We start from the raw sequence: 15,586 nt of genomic DNA, 5'->3' as shown, positions 1-15,586 counted from the left end.
CGCCGAACCCCATTCCAGCAGTGCCGGGGTCGGGTAATTCGGCGCTGTGTACCGCATGCGGTCCGGCAGGCAGCGGCGTCCACGGGCGCGTGGCTCGGGGCCGTCAGTGCTGGGTCAGCTCACGGGCGGGTGACGTCCGATCGAGTGAGGCTCGGGCTCGGGGTCCCGCGCGTCCGCTAGGTTCTCGCGGGTGACCGGTGAGATCTGGACGCTCCCCCGCCAGCTCGACCTGCCCGGGCCGCCCGAACCCGCCCGCGGCGGGCTCGCCGACCCCGAGGAAGCGACCGAGTTCCTCGAACTGTTCCACGCGGAGAACCCCGACGCGGGTCCGGCGGCGTCGCGGATCGGCTGGGTGCGCGCCGAGATCGAACTGACCGGCACCTACCAGCACACCACCGCGGAGCTGGCGTTCGGCGCCCGGGTCGCGTGGCGCAACAGCGCGCGCTGCATCGGCAGGCTGTACTGGCGCAGCATGCGGGTGCGCGACATGCGCGCGGTCCGCACCGCCCGCGAGGTGGCCGCGCACTGCGTCGAGCACCTGCGGATCGCCACCAACGACGGCCGGGTCCGGCCGCTGATCACCGTGTTCGCCCCGGACGCCCCTGGCAGGCCCGCGCCGCGGATCTGGAACGAGCAGTTGATCCGCTACGCCGCCCATCGGCGCCCGGACGGCACCGTGCTCGGCGACCCGCGCTACCTGGAGTTCTCCGACGCGGTCCGGGCGATGGGCTGGCGCCCGCCGGGGGTGCCGTCGCCGTTCGACGTGCTGCCGCTGGTGGTGTCGACCGCGGACGAGCCCGCGCACCTGAGCGTGCTCCCGCGCGCGGCCGTGCGCGAGGTCCCGCTGAGCCACCCCGATCACCGATGGTTCGCCGAGCTGGGCCTGCGCTGGCACGCGGTGCCCGCGATCAGCTCGATGCGGCTGTCGATCGGCGGCGTCGACTACCCCGCCGCACCGTTCAACGGCTGGTACATGGGCACCGAGATCGGCGCCCGCAACCTCGCCGACCACGACCGCTACGACCTGCTGCCGACGATCGCGGCCCGGCTCGGCCTGGACACCACCACGGAGACCTCGCTGTGGCGCGACCGCGCGCTGGTCGAACTGAACGTCGCGGTCCTGCACTCGTTCACCGCGGCCGGGGTCACGATCAGCGACCACCACACGGAGTCCGCGCGGTTCGTCAAGCACGTCGAGCGGGAGGCCCAGGCGGGCCGCAAGTGCCCGGCGGACTGGAGCTGGATCGTGCCGCCGCTGTCAGGCGGGCAGACCCCGGTGTTCCACCGCTACTACGACACCGAGCACCTGCGGCCCGAGTTCGTCACCGACGACAGCAGCCTGCGCGCCGCCCTGCGCGGGACGCCGCCGCCGTTCCCGGTGACGGACGGACGTCCCGCGCTGTGGTCGTATCTGCGCGCGGCCTCGGTACCCGCGGCGCGTCAGCCGAACGGCACCCAGGCGAGCTGAGCCAGACTGTCCATATCGGACACCAGCAGGCCGGACGCCGACACTGTCCACAGTGCACCGCCCGCGACCAGGGAACGGCGAATCCGGTTGTCCACCATGGTGTTGCGCACGTCGGGGTGGGCCAGCACGCCGGCCTCGGTGAGCGCGTCGCCGCTGAGCCGCAGCACGAGTGCGCCGCCGTTCGAGGTGCCATCGGACTTGTAGCGGTCCAGCGGCACGACGATGAGCCCCTTCTCCTGCCAATACAGGAAAGCGTGCGGGTCGAACTCGGCCTCCGAGCTGGCGCCGGGAAGCTGGTACTGAGTGACCCGACGGGCGTCGGCGCGCGTGGCGGTGTCGAACAGCGACACCTGGGTACCGGTCGTCCGGCCCTGGTCGGTGGCCTCCTGGCCGACGCCGAGCAGCCTGCCCGCGCCGACCGGGTGCAGGTAGGCCGAGTAGCCGGTGATCTTCAGCTCGCCGGTGACCCGCGGCCGCGCCGGGTCGGCGAGGTCGATCGTGTAGAGCGGGTCGGTGCGCCGGAAGGTGACGACGTAGCCGGTGTCGCCGAGGAACCGCACCGAGTAGATCCGCTCCCCCTTGCCCAGCCCGCCGACCCGCCCGACCACGGCGAGCGTGTCGCCCCGGCGGGTGAGCACGGCGACGGCGCTCTCCGAGTTCGGCGTGCGGTCGCAGCACCGGGTCGGGTCCTCGGTGGTCGTGGCGACGCGCAGGTTCCCGTTGTGCTCGGAGAGCGAGTACTGGTTGAGCAGCGAGCCGTCGACCGCGCCCGAGGCGAGGTACACCGGCTTGCCGGGCTTGGCCACGTCGAACTGGTGCACCTCGGTGCGCGGCGGCCCGGACCGCTCGGGCGCGGCGATCCGGCGCGGTTCGGCGGGCAGGATACCCACCCGCGGGTGGTGGTCGTCGGCGACGTAGAGGCTGGTGCCGGTGCCGTAGACGGTGTCGCCGTCGGCGGCGATCCCCACGGCGTCGCCCGTGCCGAGGTCGGCGCGCAGGTCGAAGGTCAGCACGCTGAGCACGGCGGTGCCGGTGTGGCCCGCCGAGCGGCTCAGGGCCGGGCAGTCGAGGAGTTGCCCGCTGGTCCGGTCGGACCCGCGTTCGAGCTGGTAGCGGGGCAGCCAGTCGGCGGCGGTAGAGCGCTCGATGATCTCTCGGTTGCGCCGGGTCGCCTCGGCCTCGCCGACGTCGCCCATCGGGTAGCCGAACTCCAGCCGCGGCCCGGAGCGGACCACGACCCGGGCCACCGACCCGACCTGGCGGGCGTCGATGTAGGCGCCGTCGACGGTCAGCGAGCCCGCGACCCGGGCGCCGCCCGCGAGGTCGACCAGCACCAGCCGGGTGTTCAGGCCGCTCGGCATGGGCGTCGCGCGGCCGGTCGTCGGGCCGTCGGTCATCGGGAGGTCGGTGATCACACCGCCATCGGGTTGCACGGTGACCAGCGCGCGGTCGCCGTCGAGCAGGAGCTGGGTGGGGTAGCCGCCGGGCACCGCGAGCGTCGCGGTCACCTTGCGGGACGCGGTGTCGACCACCCGCAGCTTGCCGTCGACGACGCTCACGATCCGCTTGCCGTCGGTCTTCACCAGGTCGGGTTCGTCGGCCGCGGCCTCGTGGGCGTTGGTGCGCGAGTAGCCGGTGTCCTTCTGCTGGGACCGGCCCTCGGCGGGCGCCGCGGCCGAGTCCTCCGCCGGAGCGCCCACCGCGCCGCGCTCCATGATCGAGTTGCCGCCGTCGAGGCCCCACGGGCCGACCCTGGCCAGGGCCGTCCGCTTCAGTTCGGCGAGGGCCGCCTCGCACGAGTCGAACGCCACGAGGCGCACGGCGCCCGGGGCGAGCACCGTGGTGGTCGGGCTCGTGTCAGGAGGGCTGTGCTGGGTGCCGACCCAGTAGGCGGCGCCGATGGCGGCCGCCCCCATCGCCGCGATCGCCACGGTGGCCACCCCTGCACGGGGCCACCGACGTAAGTCACTGGTCATGCCGCAAGGACGGAGCGCTGTCCCCCAAAGGTTGCACTACGCTGGTACGACTGTCCGTGTTCGATCGTGCGCGATCGGTGTCGGTCTCGGTGAGTTCCCGCACAACCGCGCACGAAAGCGCACATCCGGGATAGTCTGGGCGCATGACAGCCGCGCTGGAGTCCGTACTCGCCGAGGCGGGTCTGCGCATCGACCCGGCGGAGTTCCTGAAACTGGTCGCCGAGGCCGCGGGCAGACTCTCGCCCGCCACCCCCGACCCGGCGGACTACTTCACCGCCGAGCAGCGCGACACCCTGACCGGCGTCGGGCTCGACCTCACCCCCCGCAGACCCGACGAGGTCGACTCCCGGGCCCGCGCGGTCGCCGCGCGGGCGGTCCTGCGCGACTCCGCGCTCACCGTGTCCGCCGCCGCGCACGCCGTCGGCGTGGACACCAGCCGCATCCGGCACCGACTGGCCGCGGGCAGGCTCGCGGGCTGGAAGGACCGCGGCGGCTGGCAGTTGCCCGCGTGGCAGTTCGCCGCCGCCGGCGTGCTGCCCGGCCTGGAGGTCGTGCTCCGCGCGGTGCCCGAGGACCAGCCCCCGCTCGTGGTGGCCGCGTTCATGACGACGCCGCAGGCCGACCTGCGGATCAGCGACCGACCCGCGACGCCACGGCAGTGGCTGCTCGCCGGCGGCGATCCCGGCCGTGTCGCCGCTGTGGCCGCGACGCTCGGCACCCCGGCCTGACCACTCCCGGACGACTGGACCCCTATCCCGATGTCACGGCTTCCCCAGCCGCCCGCTCCCGCTGCCATGAAGACCCTGCTCCGGCCCGACGAGGACGTCGTCGCGCTGCCCGCCGGGACGCCCCTGGTGCGGGTCTTCGCCGCGGCCGGTCTGCACGAGCAGCGCTGGAACTCCTTTCGCGCCACCGGTCCGCTGCCGCACGCGCGGTTCGACCCGCACCCGCCCGGCCCGACCGGCGCGCCCGCGACCGCGCCCGGCCACGGGGTGCTCTACTTCGGACTCTCCGTGCGGACCAGCGTCGCCGAGGTGTTCCAACAGACCTCGGTGGTCGACCGCGCCACCCGCCGACCGCACCTGGTGGTACTGCGGCCCAGCCGGACGCTGCGCCTGTTGGACCTCTGTGGACTGTGGCCGACCCGGGCGGGCGCGTCGCAGGAGATCAGCAGTGGCACCAAGTCCGTCACCCAGGCGTGGGCGCGCGCGATCCGCGAGGCCCACCCCGACCTCGACGGCATCTGGTATCGGTCCTCTATGGACAGTGGTGAGCCCGCGGTCTGCCTGTGGGACCCGCCCGCGGGCCACGCCCTGCCGAGCGCGCCGGATGTGTTGCTGCCGCTGGACTATCCGGGGCTCGACCTGCCGCTGGCCCGCGTCTGCGAGGAGCTGAACTACACGCTGCTGTGAGCGGTCACAGGTGCCGCGACCACCAGTCCAGCACCGCGTCGAAGCGCTGCCTGCGGTGTCGCGGACTGCCCGACCGGGTCAGCTCGTGGCCTTCGCCGGGGAACAGCAGCAGTTCCGCTGCGACGCCGTTGCGGCGCAGCTTCACGAACATCCGCTGCGCCTGCTCCACCGGGCACCGCCAGTCGTGTTCGGAGTGCACGACGGCGAACGGCATCCTGATCTTGTCGGCGTGCGTGAGCGGGCTCATCTCGTGCTGTGCTGCCGGATCGGGGCCGCAGTACGCGTCGGCGAACCACCAGCCGATGTCGGAGCCGCCGACGAAGGAGTCCCACGCGTTGACCGCGCGCTCGCTCCACGCCGCCGTGAACCGCTCACCGTGGTGCGCGGCGAGCCAGCCGGTCATCCAGCCGCCGTAGGAGCCACCCATCAGGCCGACGCGGCCCGCGTCGAGGTCCGGCCGCTCCAGCGCGGCGTCCAGCACGGACAGCACGTCGTCGACGTCGACGGTTCCCATGGCGCCGATGATCGCCCGGCCGTGCTGTTCGCCGTAGCCCGCCGAACCGCGCGGATTCGGCAGCACGACAGCGTATCCGGCCGCCGCGTAGACCTGCGCCTCGTCGAACAGGCCCCAGCCGTAGTACATGAACGGGCCGCCGTGCACCGAGAGGATGACCGGGTGCGGGCCCTCGCCCTCGGGCAGCACGAGCCAGCCGTGCGTGGCGTAGCCGTCCGGCGCCGACGCCTTGATCTCGATCAGCGGGCGCACCCCGCGGTCGCGCAGGGCGGCGGAGAAGTCGGTGAGCCTGCACGTCTCGTCCCCGGCCACCAGCACGACCTCGCCCGGCGTGTCCCAAGTGGACAGCGAGCAGACGACCCGGTCGCCGTCCGCGGCGAAACCCTTGACCATGCCCTGTTCCCCGGCCACCAGACCGAGTTCCGACAGCGTCGCGCCGTCCGCGCCGATCGCGACCCGGCGCAGCTCCACCGCGCCGCGGTTGCGCACCGCCACCAGCACGCCGGTCGCGGTGACCAGCGGGCGGCCCGCCGCGCCCTCGCAGTCGACGGTCTCGGGATCGGTGAGCCTGCGCGGCAGGCCGGGCACGCCGTCCAGGCGCAGCGGCACCGCCCACACCCCGAGGTTGCGCGCCACCGATTCCGTGCCGGGGAAGTCGTCGCCGAGGTAGACGACCATGCCGTCCGGGGTGACCACGGGGTGGTCCGTCGACCCGGCGGACCGCGCCACCAGGATCGGCGCGCCGCCCTCGGCGGGCACCGCGTAGAGGTCGACGTTGAGGGTGTCCGCGCTGCCCCAGTCGCGCTTGGCGCCGACGAGCACGTGGTCGCCCTCGGGCGTCCACGCCGGGTCGGCGGGCTCGGCGAGACCCTCGGTCAGCCGGACCGGCTCGGCGGCCGGGTCGGACGTGTCCACCACGAACAGGTGCGGCGGCCGGTCGAGCAGGAAGCCGACGTCGTCGAGCCGGTAGTCCAACCGGGTGATCCGGCGCGGCGCCTCGGCCGTCGAGCCGTCGGTGCCGTAGCGGCCGGGCTCGGGAACCCGTGCGATGAAGGCGATCCGCCGCGAGTCGGGCGCCCAGACCGGCGCGCCCACGCCGAGCGGCAGGTCGGTGACCTGACGGGCCTCGCCGCCGTCGACCGGCATGACGTGCAGCTGCGCCTTCGCCTCCGGGCCCGCGGACCGCAGGAACGCGACCTGCCCGCCGTCCGGCGAGATCGCCGGGGCGACGTCGCGGAAGCCGCGGGTGAACTCACGCACCTCGCCGCCGTCGAGTGGGACGCGGTACAGGCCGCCGCGGTAGCCGTCGGCGTGGAGATCCGGTGTGGTGACTCCGACCAACACCAGGTCCCCACACATCGCGGGCGCACCGGGCGCCGCCAGCAGTTCGATGTCCTCTGGGCGCACTCAACGACCGTACCCGACACTTAGCAAGCCTCAGGAACGTCGATTATTCCCACTCGTCCACAGAAGTACCGGCGCCGCGCGCGGTCAGTGCTGCTGCTCCACCGGTTCGAACGAATCGGCGGTCACGCCTTTCGCCTCGTCCCGCCGGGACTTGATCAGGCTCGCGACCGTGGTGACGGCCAGCACACCCACGATGACCGACAAGGACAGCGCGATGTCGATGGTCGGCACACCAAGGGGTTCACCGCCGTTGATGAACGGCAGCGTGTTGGTGTGCAGCGCCTCCAACACCAGCTTGACGCCGATGAAGCCGAGGATGAGCGCGAGACCGACCGACAGGTAGACCAGCCTGCGCAGCAGCCCGCCGAGCAGGAAGTAGAGCTGGCGCAGCCCCATCAGCGCGAACGCGTTCGCGCTGAACACCAGGAACGGCTCCTTGGTGAGGCCGAAGATGGCGGGGATGGAGTCCACCGCGAAGAGCAGGTCGGCGGTGCCGATGGCGATCATCACGATGAACATCGGGGTGACGAACCGCCTGCCGTCGAGCTTCACGAACGACTTCGCGCCGTGGTAGGTGTCGGTGACCGGGAACAGCCTGCGGGCGACCCGGGTGAGCGCGTTCTCCTCGTACTCCTCGTCCTCGCCGAGGCCGGTGCGGGCGAGCTTCCACGCGGTGTAGACCAGGAAGAAGCCGAACAGGTAGAACACCCAACTGAACCGGGCGATCGCCACCGCGCCGACGGCGATGAAAATGCCCCGCATGATCAGCGCGAGCACGATGCCGATCAGCAGCACCTTGTGCTGGTGGATCTTCGGCACCGCGAACGCGGACATGATGATGAGGAAGATGAACAGGTTGTCCACCGACAGCGAGTACTCGGTGATGTACCCGGCGAAGAACTCGCCCGCGTACTGACCGCCCGAGAAGAGCCAGACCGCGCCACCGAAGGCCACGGCGCAGGCGATGTAGAACGCCACCCACCGGCCCGCCTCGCCGACGGTCACCTCATGGGGCTTGCGGTCCACGATGAACAGGTCGATCGCGAGCAGCGCGATCAGACCGCCGATCGTGGCGATCCAGACCCATGCGGGGATAACCATTGATCAAACCTCCGGGTGTTCGGGCGCGCGGCCGACAACCGGAGGTCTCTTCCGCCGGACACTGTCCGGCCACCGGCCCCGGGACCGCGAACGGTCCGTGCTGACGACACCGGTGCGAAGGAATACTCCCCTCCGACCAAACTCACTGCACGTCGATTGTTCCTTGTCTGAGCTCAACACACCAGCCGAACCTATCCTTCCCGGGGTTGCGCTTGGTCACAGGCGCCTCCCGCCAAGGGTGACCCGCCTGGTCGCCGGTGGGAACCAGGCTCACCCGTTCGATGAGCAACACCGCCTCCTGGGAGGTCTCTCAGGAAAGGTCGAATACCGTCACGGCGTGCCTCGGATACCTCGCCCCCGACCGCGTCAAGTGGTCACCGCGCTGCTCGCCCTCGTCGTCGCGGCCGCCGGACTCGTCTGGCTGAACAGCGGCGACGCCGCGCCGCCGGTGTCGACCCGCGACGCGATGCTCACCGTCGCGGGCGGCCCCGGCCAGCCGGTCGACCTCGACACCACCCTCTACCTGCCCGAACGCACCCCGGCGCCCGCGGTGCTGGTCGCGCACGGGTTCGGCGGCAGCAAGCAGAGCGTCGAGTCCGACGCCCGCGAGCTGGCCCAGCGCGGGTTCGTCGTGCTGACCTGGTCGGCGCGTGGCTTCGGCCGCAGCGGGGGCAAGATCGCGCTCAACGCCCCGGACGCCGAGGTCGCCGACGCGAGCGGCCTGGTCGACTGGCTGGCCGAGCAGCCCGAGGTGACGCGGGACGGTCCGGGCGACCCGAAGGTCGGCGTCACCGGCGGCTCGTACGGCGGCGCCCTCTCGCTGCTGCTGGCGGGCACCGACAAGCGGGTCGACGCGCTCGCCCCGGTGATCACCTACAACGACCTGGGCCAGGCGCTGCTGCCGAACTCGGCCACCACGGGCGAGCTGCCAACGTCGGCATCGGCCAACGCGTTCGGCGCCGACGGGGTGTTCAAGCGGTCCTGGGCGGGCATCTTCTTCGCCGCGGGCATGGGGGCCGCGGGCCTGGCCAACCCGACCGGCGACGCCACGGAACCGGGCACCGAGGACAACGGTGACTCGGGCGCGATCGCGGGCGCGGGCCAGATCCCCGGCGGCGGCGGTGCGCCGACGCTCGGCGTCGACAACCCGTGCGGCCGGTTCACCGAGGCGGTCTGCCGGGCGTACGCCCAGGTGGCAACCACCGGGCGGGCGGACCAGCGGACGGTCGACCTGCTGCGGTCGGTGTCGCCGGTCTCGGTCACCGACAAGATCACCCAGCCGACAATGCTGGTACAGGGCGAGCAGGACACCCTGTTCGGCCTCGACCAGGCCGACGCCACCGCCCGCCAGGTCAGCGCGGCGGGCGCCCCGGTGAAGGTCGTCTGGTACACCGGCGGCCACGACGGCGGCAGGCCCGGCCCCGAGCTGCGCGGCAAGATCGCCGACTGGTTCGACTTCCACCTGCGCGGCCAGGGCGGCGACCCGGGCACCGGGTTCGAGTACGCGGTGCAGGGCGCGCTGCGCGCCCAGGGCGCGCCGTCGGTGCGGACGGTCACCGCGGGCGCGTACCCGGGCCTGACGGGCGGCCAGGCCGCCGAGCGGCGCCCGGTGCGGGTGTACGGCGACGAGCAGACCGTGGTCAACCCGCCGGGCGGCAACCCGGCGTCGATCAGCAGCATGCCCGGGCTGGGCGCGGTGATCAGCGGCTCGTCCCGGCTCAACGGGCGGATCGCGATCGACCTGCCCGGCCAGTCGGCCCGCTTCGCCAGCAGGCCGCTGACCCAGCAGTTGCTCATCGCGGGCGCCACCACGGCGAAGCTGCGGGTCTCCGCGGTTCCCGGCCTGCCCGCGACCGACGGGGCGGTGCTGTTCGCCAAGCTCTACGACGTCGGCCCGGACGGCGTGCGGACCCTGCCCGGCTCGGCCGTGTCGGCGTTCCGCGTCCCGTCGCTGCCCGCGGACGGCTCGCCCGCCGAGGTCACGGTCTCGCTGCCGGGCATCGTGCGGCCCATCGAGGCCGACCACCGGGTCGAGCTGGTGGTCTCCACGACCGACCAGGCGTACGCCACGCCCGCGCAGGCCGCGGCCTACCGGATCGCCCTGGCGGACGCCACGCCGCTGGCCATCCCGGTCGTCCCGGGCGCGCGGTCGAGCTCGGCGCCGCCCGCGGGCCCGCTGATCGGGATCGGCGTCGTGCTCGGACTCTGCGTGCTGGCCGCGGTGGCCGGCGCGATCCGGCGCAGGCGCGCCGACGACGTGGACCCGGACCTGGCCGATGTGCCGCTGGTGATCGAGAACCTGTCGAAGTCCTACCCCGGCGGGCTCAAGGCGGTCAACGCGCTGTCGTTCCGCGTCGGGCGGGGCCAGGTGCTCGGCCTGCTCGGCCCCAACGGCGCGGGCAAGACGACCACCCTGCGGATGCTGATGGGCCTCATCAAGCCGTCCGAGGGCCACATCCGGGTGTTCGGCCACCGCATCCGCGCGGGCGCCCCGGTGCTGTCCCGGATCGGGTCGTTCGTGGAGGGCGCGGGCTTCCTGCCGCACCTGTCCGGCCGGTCCAACCTGGAGCTGTACTGGGCGGGCACCGGTCGGCCTGCCGAGCGCGCGCACTTCGAGGAGGCACTGGAGATCGCGGGCCTCGGCGGCGCGGTGGACCGCAAGGTCCGCACCTACAGCCAGGGCATGCGCCAGCGGCTCGCCATCGCCCAGGCGATGCTCGGCTTCCCGGACCTGATGGTCCTCGACGAGCCGACCAACGGCCTCGACCCGCCGCAGATCCACCAGATGCGCGAGGTGCTGCGCCGCTACGCCGCGACCGGGCGCACGGTGCTGGTGTCGAGCCACCTGCTGGCCGAGGTCGAGCAGACCTGCGACCACGTGGTCGTCATGCACCGCGGCAAGCTGGTCGCCTCCGGCGCGGTGGACGACATCGTCGCGGGCGGCGGCGAGGCCACCTTCCGGGTGGACGACCCGGCGGCCGCCGCCGACGCGCTGCGCGGCGTCACTGGGGTCAACAGCGTGACGGTGGAGGGCAACCTGGTCCACGCCGACCTCGACGGCGTCCCCCGCTCCGCGGCCCTCGGGGTCCTGGTGCGGGCGGGCGTCGCCGTCGAGCAGGCGGGCCCCCGCCGCCGCCTGGAGGACGCGTTCCTCCAGCTGGTCGGAGAGGAATCCCAGCCATGACCGCCGACAAGCACACCGAACCGGCACACCGGTCCGCCGGACAGGAGAACCAGGAATGAGCCAGAACGGGCACAAGCAGCCGCCCGGCGGCGCGCTGGTGACGGGGGCGCGCGAGACGGTGTCCACCGTCCACACCGACCCGGCCGCCATCGACGACATGGAGGTCGCGGCCAACCGCGAGTCGACCGGGTTCGGCGCGGACGGTGCGGTCGAGGGGTTCCGGGCGGGCCGCACCCTGCCGCTGTGGGTCGAGCTGAAGCGCCAGCTCAAGCGCAGGCGGACGCAGTTCCTGCTGGGCTTCCTGGTGCTGCTGCCGTTCATCCTGTGGGCGGCCTTCGAGTTCGGCTCCGACAGCAGCGGCAGGCGCTCCGGCGGCTTTGTCGACCTGGCCACCGCGAGCGCGCCGAACTTCGTGGTGTTCGTGCTGTTCGCGGCGGGCAGCTTCCTGCTGCCGATGATCGTCGCCCTGTTCTTCGGGGACACGATCGCGTCGGAGGCGTCGTGGTCGAGCCTGAAGTACCTGCTGGCGATGCCGATCCCCCGCCACCGACTGCTCCGCCAGAAGGCCGTCGCGTCGGCGCTGCTGTCGGTGTTCGCCTTGGCGCTGCTGCCTTTGGTGGCACTGGTCGTCGGCGTGGTCTTCTATGGCGCCGGTGAAGCGGTAAGCCCCACCGGCGACGCGATCTCGTTCTCCGACTCGATGCTGGCAATGCTGTTCGCGGTCATCTATATCTCGGTGAACCTGCTGTGGGTGGCCGGACTCGCGCTGTTCCTGTCGGTCACGACCGACGCGCCGCTGGGCGCGGTCGGCGGCACCGTGCTGGTGGCGATCCTGTCGCAGATCCTCGACCAGATCACCGCCCTGGGCGGCCTGCGCGACTTCCTGCCCACCCACTTCGCGTTCGCCTGGTCCGACCTCATCTCCACCGACATCGACTGGTCGAACATGACCCAGGGTGCCTTCTCCGCGATCACCTACGCGGGCATCTTCGGCCTCCTGGCCGCCCGCCGCTTCCGCACCAAGGACATCACGAGCTGACCGCACAGCCGGGCTCGGCGGAGCGGTAGCCTGCGCCGGGTCCGAGTCCGGCAGTGGGAGGTTCGGTGGCAGGCAGCGTGATCGTCGTCCACGCGGGCGAGGAGCCACCGGCGAGGTGGACGGCGAGCCTGTTCCTGGCTGGCCCGACCCCGCGCTCCCCGGAGGTCAAGTCCTGGCGGCCCGCGGCGCTGGCCGAGATCGAGGCGCGGTGGGGCGGCGACGGGCCGCTGGTGGTGTTCGTGCCCGAACCGCGCGACGGGACGTGGCCGCGGTACGAGCACCAGCGGACCTGGGAGCTGCGCTGGGGCGACCGCTGCGACGTGGTCCTGTTCTGGATCCCGCGCGGCCCTGGCCTGCCCGCGCTCACCACCAACGACGAGTGGGGCCGCTGGAAGGACAGCGGCCGGGTCGTCCTCGGTACGCCGGTCGGCGCGGAAAGTGTGCGCTACCAACGGGACTACGCCGCGGATCACGACATCCCGGTCGTGGACACCCTGGCGGACACGGTGATCGCGGCCCTCGCGGAGATCGGCGACGGCGCCGACCGGGCCGGTGGCCAGCGGTTCGTCCCGCTGCTGGTCTGGCGGACCCCGTCGCTGCAAGGGTGGGTGGCGGCGATGGACGGCGCGGGCAACGAGCTGCGGGACGCCCGGCTGGAATGGACCTTCCGCACGGGTGACCGGCGCGACCGGGTCGTGTTCTGGGCGCTGCACGCGCACATCCACGTCGCGGCGGAGGGGCGGGTCAAGAGCAACGAGGTGGTGCTGTCGCGCCCGGACACCGCCGCCGTGCTGGCCTATCTGCCCGCCGAGGACCCGTGGGACACCGAGGTCGTGCTGGTGCGGGAGTTCCGCTCGCCGTCGACGTCGGCGGACGGGTTCGTGGTGGAGCTGCCCGGCGGCTCGCATCCCGGGCCGATGGCGCCGGACGAACTGGCGGCGATCGAGTTCCGCGAGGAGACCGGGCTGGCCGTCGCGGCCGACCGGCTCGTCGCGCACCGGTCGCGGCAGCTCGCGGCGACCGTGACCGCGCACCGGCAGGCGCTGTTCTCCGTACGGCTCACCGCGGCCGAGATGGACCGCGTGCGCGCGAGCGGCCCGCACCGCGACAAGTGGGGCTCGGAGATCACCTACCCGGTCGTGCGCCGGGTGGGTGAGCTGATGGCAGGCGCGGACGCCGACTGGACCACGCTCGGCGCCGTCGCCGAGGTGTTGCTGCGCCGACCCGGGACATGATCACCGGCGGCGCGGTCCGCTACGGTTTGCGGCGCCGACTAGGAAGGTGCGCGGGTTCCGGTGGACGTCGACTACTACGAGCTGCTCGGGGTGCGCCGGGACGCGTCGCCAGGTGAGATCAAGTCGGCGTATCGGGCGCTGGTCAAGCTCATGCACCCCGACGCGGGCGGCACGTCGGGCACGTTCCGGCTGCTGAAGTCCGCCTACGAGACGCTGTCCGACACCCACCGCCGCGCCGAGTACGACCGGGCCACGCGGGCGGTGCCCAAGCCGCGGCAGCCGCGGCCCCGGCGCCGGATGTACCACGACGAACCCGCGTTCGTGCCGCCGCCGTGCGACGTGCCGCCCGCGTCGCTGCCGTGGTGGCACCTGACCAGCCACCAGCCGCGGGTCGGGTACGCGCGGACGCCGGGCCACGCGCCCGCGGCGGCGGTGCTCGCGGGCGGCGCGCTGCTCGCGCTGCCGCTGCTGCTGCCGGGCACGCTCGCCCCCGCCGTGCTGGTGTGCTGGCTGGCGGTGGTCGCGGGCGCCGCGGCGGCGGTGGTGCGGCTGGCGCGGTCCTACCTCGCGGCGGCCCGCGCGCACCGGGCGGCGCAGGCGGAGTTCGGCGAGCGCACGGTGTTCGGCGTCGCCGACGAGGAACCGGTCGGCGAGCGGCGCACGGCCGAGCTGCTGGTCGACTATCTGGCTCGGCTGCCCGGCGCGCGCGTGTTCCACGGCCTGTCGCGCCCGGGTTCGGTGTTCGCCGACGTCGACCACGCGGTGCTGTGCGGGCACCGGCTGGTGCTGGTCGAGTCGAAGCTGTGGCTGCCGGGCCATTACGAGGTCGACGGCGACGGCGCGCTGTGGCGCAACGGGCACCCGTTCCGCGGCGGCACGACCGGGCTGGTCGCCGCCGTGGCCGCGTTCGCCGACCACCTGCCCGATGTGGACGTGCGCGGCGCACTGCTGATCTACCCGAGCAGGCGCGGCGAGCTGACCACCGACGACGCCCCCGGCCACGGCGTGTCCGCGATGCTGCCCGCGCAGTTCGTCCGCGACGTCGGCGACTGGCTCGCCGCCGACTGCGCCACGGTCGACCACCGTGTGCTGCGCGCCATGCGCGCCCGCGTGGTCCGCGAACCCGCTACCGCGTGACGGGAAACGCTCAGGCGCTCAAGGCGGTGGACAGTGGACCCAGTCGGTCGAGCACGTCGACCTCGGCGGCCACGGCGGCGAACCGGGCCCGCTCGGGGCCGGGCAGGTCGCCGACCGCGGCCGCCAGCCGACCGAGACCCGCGTCGTCCAGGCAGGCCAGCAGCGGCAGCACGTCGCGGGCGAGGTCGTCGGCGGTGACCACCGCCGCGATCACGGCCGGGAGCCGGTCGTCGGTGATCATCGCGAACAGGGCGGGGAAGCGCTCGTCGTTCTCGCTGAACACCGCCGTGCGCAGCAGCGCCTCCTCCGCCAGCGCCGCCACGGTCGCGCGCAGCGACGCCTCGGGCAGCGCCCCGACGAACCGACCCATCGTGACGAAGTCGGCCCGGCGCACCAGTTCCTCGCCGACCGGGACGATCTGCGCCGGCCGCAGCCGGGCGAGCACACCGCCGACGCGGCGCGGGTCCAGTTCGGCGGCGACGTCGGCGAGGAACGTGACCGGGAGCCTGCCCGCGATGTCGAGCGCGCGGTCCGGTTCGAGCACGCTCGCGACCCGCGCGCACAGCAGCGGGCCGAACGCGCGCTGCGCGATGCTCGCGGTGATCGCCGCGGGCACCAGCTTGCTGGCCGCCGCGATGCGCTCGAACAGGGCCAGGTTCGAGCCGAACAGCACGTCGGTGGCCTGCGCGCGCACCCGGCGCAGGTCCGCCTCCGGCAGGTCGGCCAGGTAGTGGAAGCGCTCCGGCTCGTCGCCGAGCAGGCGGGCCAGTCTGACGATCTCGGCGCGGGCGCGGGTGCTCAAAACCCGATCACCTTGCGTACCAGCGGGCGCAGCAGCCGGGGCAACTGCGCGAGCGACTCCTCGGTGGCCGCGGTCAACTGCGCGTTCTGCCGCCCGCGCGCGTGGCGCAGGGCCGCGGCGAGATCGCGCGCCGACGCCGGGTCGAGCGCCTCCACGCTGCCGGGCAGCGGGCCGCGGAACTGCTTGCGCAACTCCTCGACCGCGCCGTGGTCCTGATCGGCCACCTGACCTCCCCAACTCGGACTTACCAGAGAGTAGGTCATCACCGCACACGAAACGCCGGTAAAGCGCGAATCCGTAACCGAGAGCAA

12 protein-coding genes are annotated in these 15,586 nt (G+C 73.2%); 7 read left to right on the top strand and 5 right to left on the bottom strand.

What is annotated here, in order from left to right; genetic code table 11:
* Positions 1–190 precede the first annotated feature (190 nt).
* The gene (locus tag ACT4N7_RS09870) at positions 191–1,468 is read left to right on the top strand and encodes a nitric oxide synthase oxygenase (RefSeq protein ID WP_444828329.1); all 1,278 of its coding nucleotides are present in this window, start codon (positions 191–193) and stop codon (positions 1,466–1,468) included.
* Here the strand turns inward: ACT4N7_RS09870 and ACT4N7_RS09865 are convergent.
* Complete coding sequence (locus tag ACT4N7_RS09865; protein ID WP_444828328.1) at positions 1,441–3,399, bottom strand: beta-propeller domain-containing protein; 1,959 nt, start codon at positions 3,397–3,399, stop codon at positions 1,441–1,443. The two genes, ACT4N7_RS09870 and ACT4N7_RS09865, sit on opposite strands and share 28 nt — an antisense overlap.
* 188 nt (positions 3,400–3,587) lie before the next feature.
* Here ACT4N7_RS09865 and ACT4N7_RS09860 point away from each other — a divergent pair, with 188 nt between their 5' ends.
* Together ACT4N7_RS09860 and ACT4N7_RS09855 are read left to right on the top strand one after the other, a co-directional pair.
* Positions 3,588–4,172, top strand: a complete 585-nt coding sequence (locus ACT4N7_RS09860; RefSeq protein ID WP_444828327.1) for a DNA-binding protein — start codon at positions 3,588–3,590, stop codon at positions 4,170–4,172.
* Between the two features lie 30 nt (positions 4,173–4,202).
* Positions 4,203–4,856, top strand: a complete 654-nt coding sequence (locus ACT4N7_RS09855; RefSeq protein WP_444828326.1) for an RES family NAD+ phosphorylase — start codon at positions 4,203–4,205, stop codon at positions 4,854–4,856.
* 4 nt (positions 4,857–4,860) lie between these two features.
* On the opposite strand, the gene ACT4N7_RS09850 is transcribed toward ACT4N7_RS09855, so the two are convergent.
* Together ACT4N7_RS09850 and ACT4N7_RS09845 are read right to left on the bottom strand one after the other, a co-directional pair.
* On the bottom strand, positions 4,861–6,777 hold the full coding sequence (locus ACT4N7_RS09850; protein WP_444828325.1) for a prolyl oligopeptidase family serine peptidase: 1,917 nt from the start codon (positions 6,775–6,777) through the stop codon (positions 4,861–4,863).
* A gap of 84 nt (positions 6,778–6,861) precedes the next feature.
* Positions 6,862–7,878: a TerC family protein gene (locus ACT4N7_RS09845; RefSeq protein WP_444828324.1), complete on the bottom strand. Its 1,017-nt coding sequence runs from the start codon at positions 7,876–7,878 to the stop codon at positions 6,862–6,864.
* Between the two features lie 337 nt (positions 7,879–8,215).
* On the opposite strand from ACT4N7_RS09845, the gene ACT4N7_RS09840 reads away from it, so the two are divergent.
* The 4 genes from ACT4N7_RS09840 (at position 8,216) to ACT4N7_RS09825 (ending at position 14,473) form a co-directional block, all read left to right on the top strand.
* On the top strand, positions 8,216–11,062 hold the full coding sequence (locus ACT4N7_RS09840; protein ID WP_444828323.1) for an alpha/beta fold hydrolase: 2,847 nt from the start codon (positions 8,216–8,218) through the stop codon (positions 11,060–11,062).
* Between the two features lie 157 nt (positions 11,063–11,219).
* Positions 11,220–12,101 (top strand): ABC transporter permease, encoded by an 882-nt coding sequence (locus tag ACT4N7_RS09835; RefSeq protein WP_444828426.1) that lies wholly within the window; start codon positions 11,220–11,222, stop codon positions 12,099–12,101.
* 65 nt (positions 12,102–12,166) lie between these two features.
* Complete coding sequence (locus tag ACT4N7_RS09830; protein WP_444828322.1) at positions 12,167–13,336, top strand: nucleoside 2-deoxyribosyltransferase domain-containing protein; 1,170 nt, start codon at positions 12,167–12,169, stop codon at positions 13,334–13,336.
* A gap of 60 nt (positions 13,337–13,396) precedes the next feature.
* The gene (locus ACT4N7_RS09825; protein WP_444828321.1) at positions 13,397–14,473 is read left to right on the top strand and encodes a J domain-containing protein; all 1,077 of its coding nucleotides are present in this window, start codon (positions 13,397–13,399) and stop codon (positions 14,471–14,473) included.
* Between the two features lie 10 nt (positions 14,474–14,483).
* On the opposite strand, the gene ACT4N7_RS09820 is transcribed toward ACT4N7_RS09825, so the two are convergent.
* Positions 14,484–15,275: a hypothetical protein gene (locus ACT4N7_RS09820; RefSeq protein ID WP_444828320.1), complete on the bottom strand. Its 792-nt coding sequence runs from the start codon at positions 15,273–15,275 to the stop codon at positions 14,484–14,486.
* The gene (locus ACT4N7_RS09815) at positions 15,272–15,499 is read right to left on the bottom strand and encodes a hypothetical protein (RefSeq protein WP_444828319.1); all 228 of its coding nucleotides are present in this window, start codon (positions 15,497–15,499) and stop codon (positions 15,272–15,274) included. Before ACT4N7_RS09815 ends, ACT4N7_RS09820 begins: the two co-directional genes overlap by 4 nt.
* Positions 15,500–15,586: the final 87 nt, after the last annotated feature.

It is taken from the genome of Actinokineospora sp., assembly GCF_052390155.1.
Lineage (GTDB): Bacteria > Actinomycetota > Actinomycetes > Mycobacteriales > Pseudonocardiaceae > Actinokineospora.
This window is presented reverse-complemented; position numbering and strand designations above follow the sequence as displayed.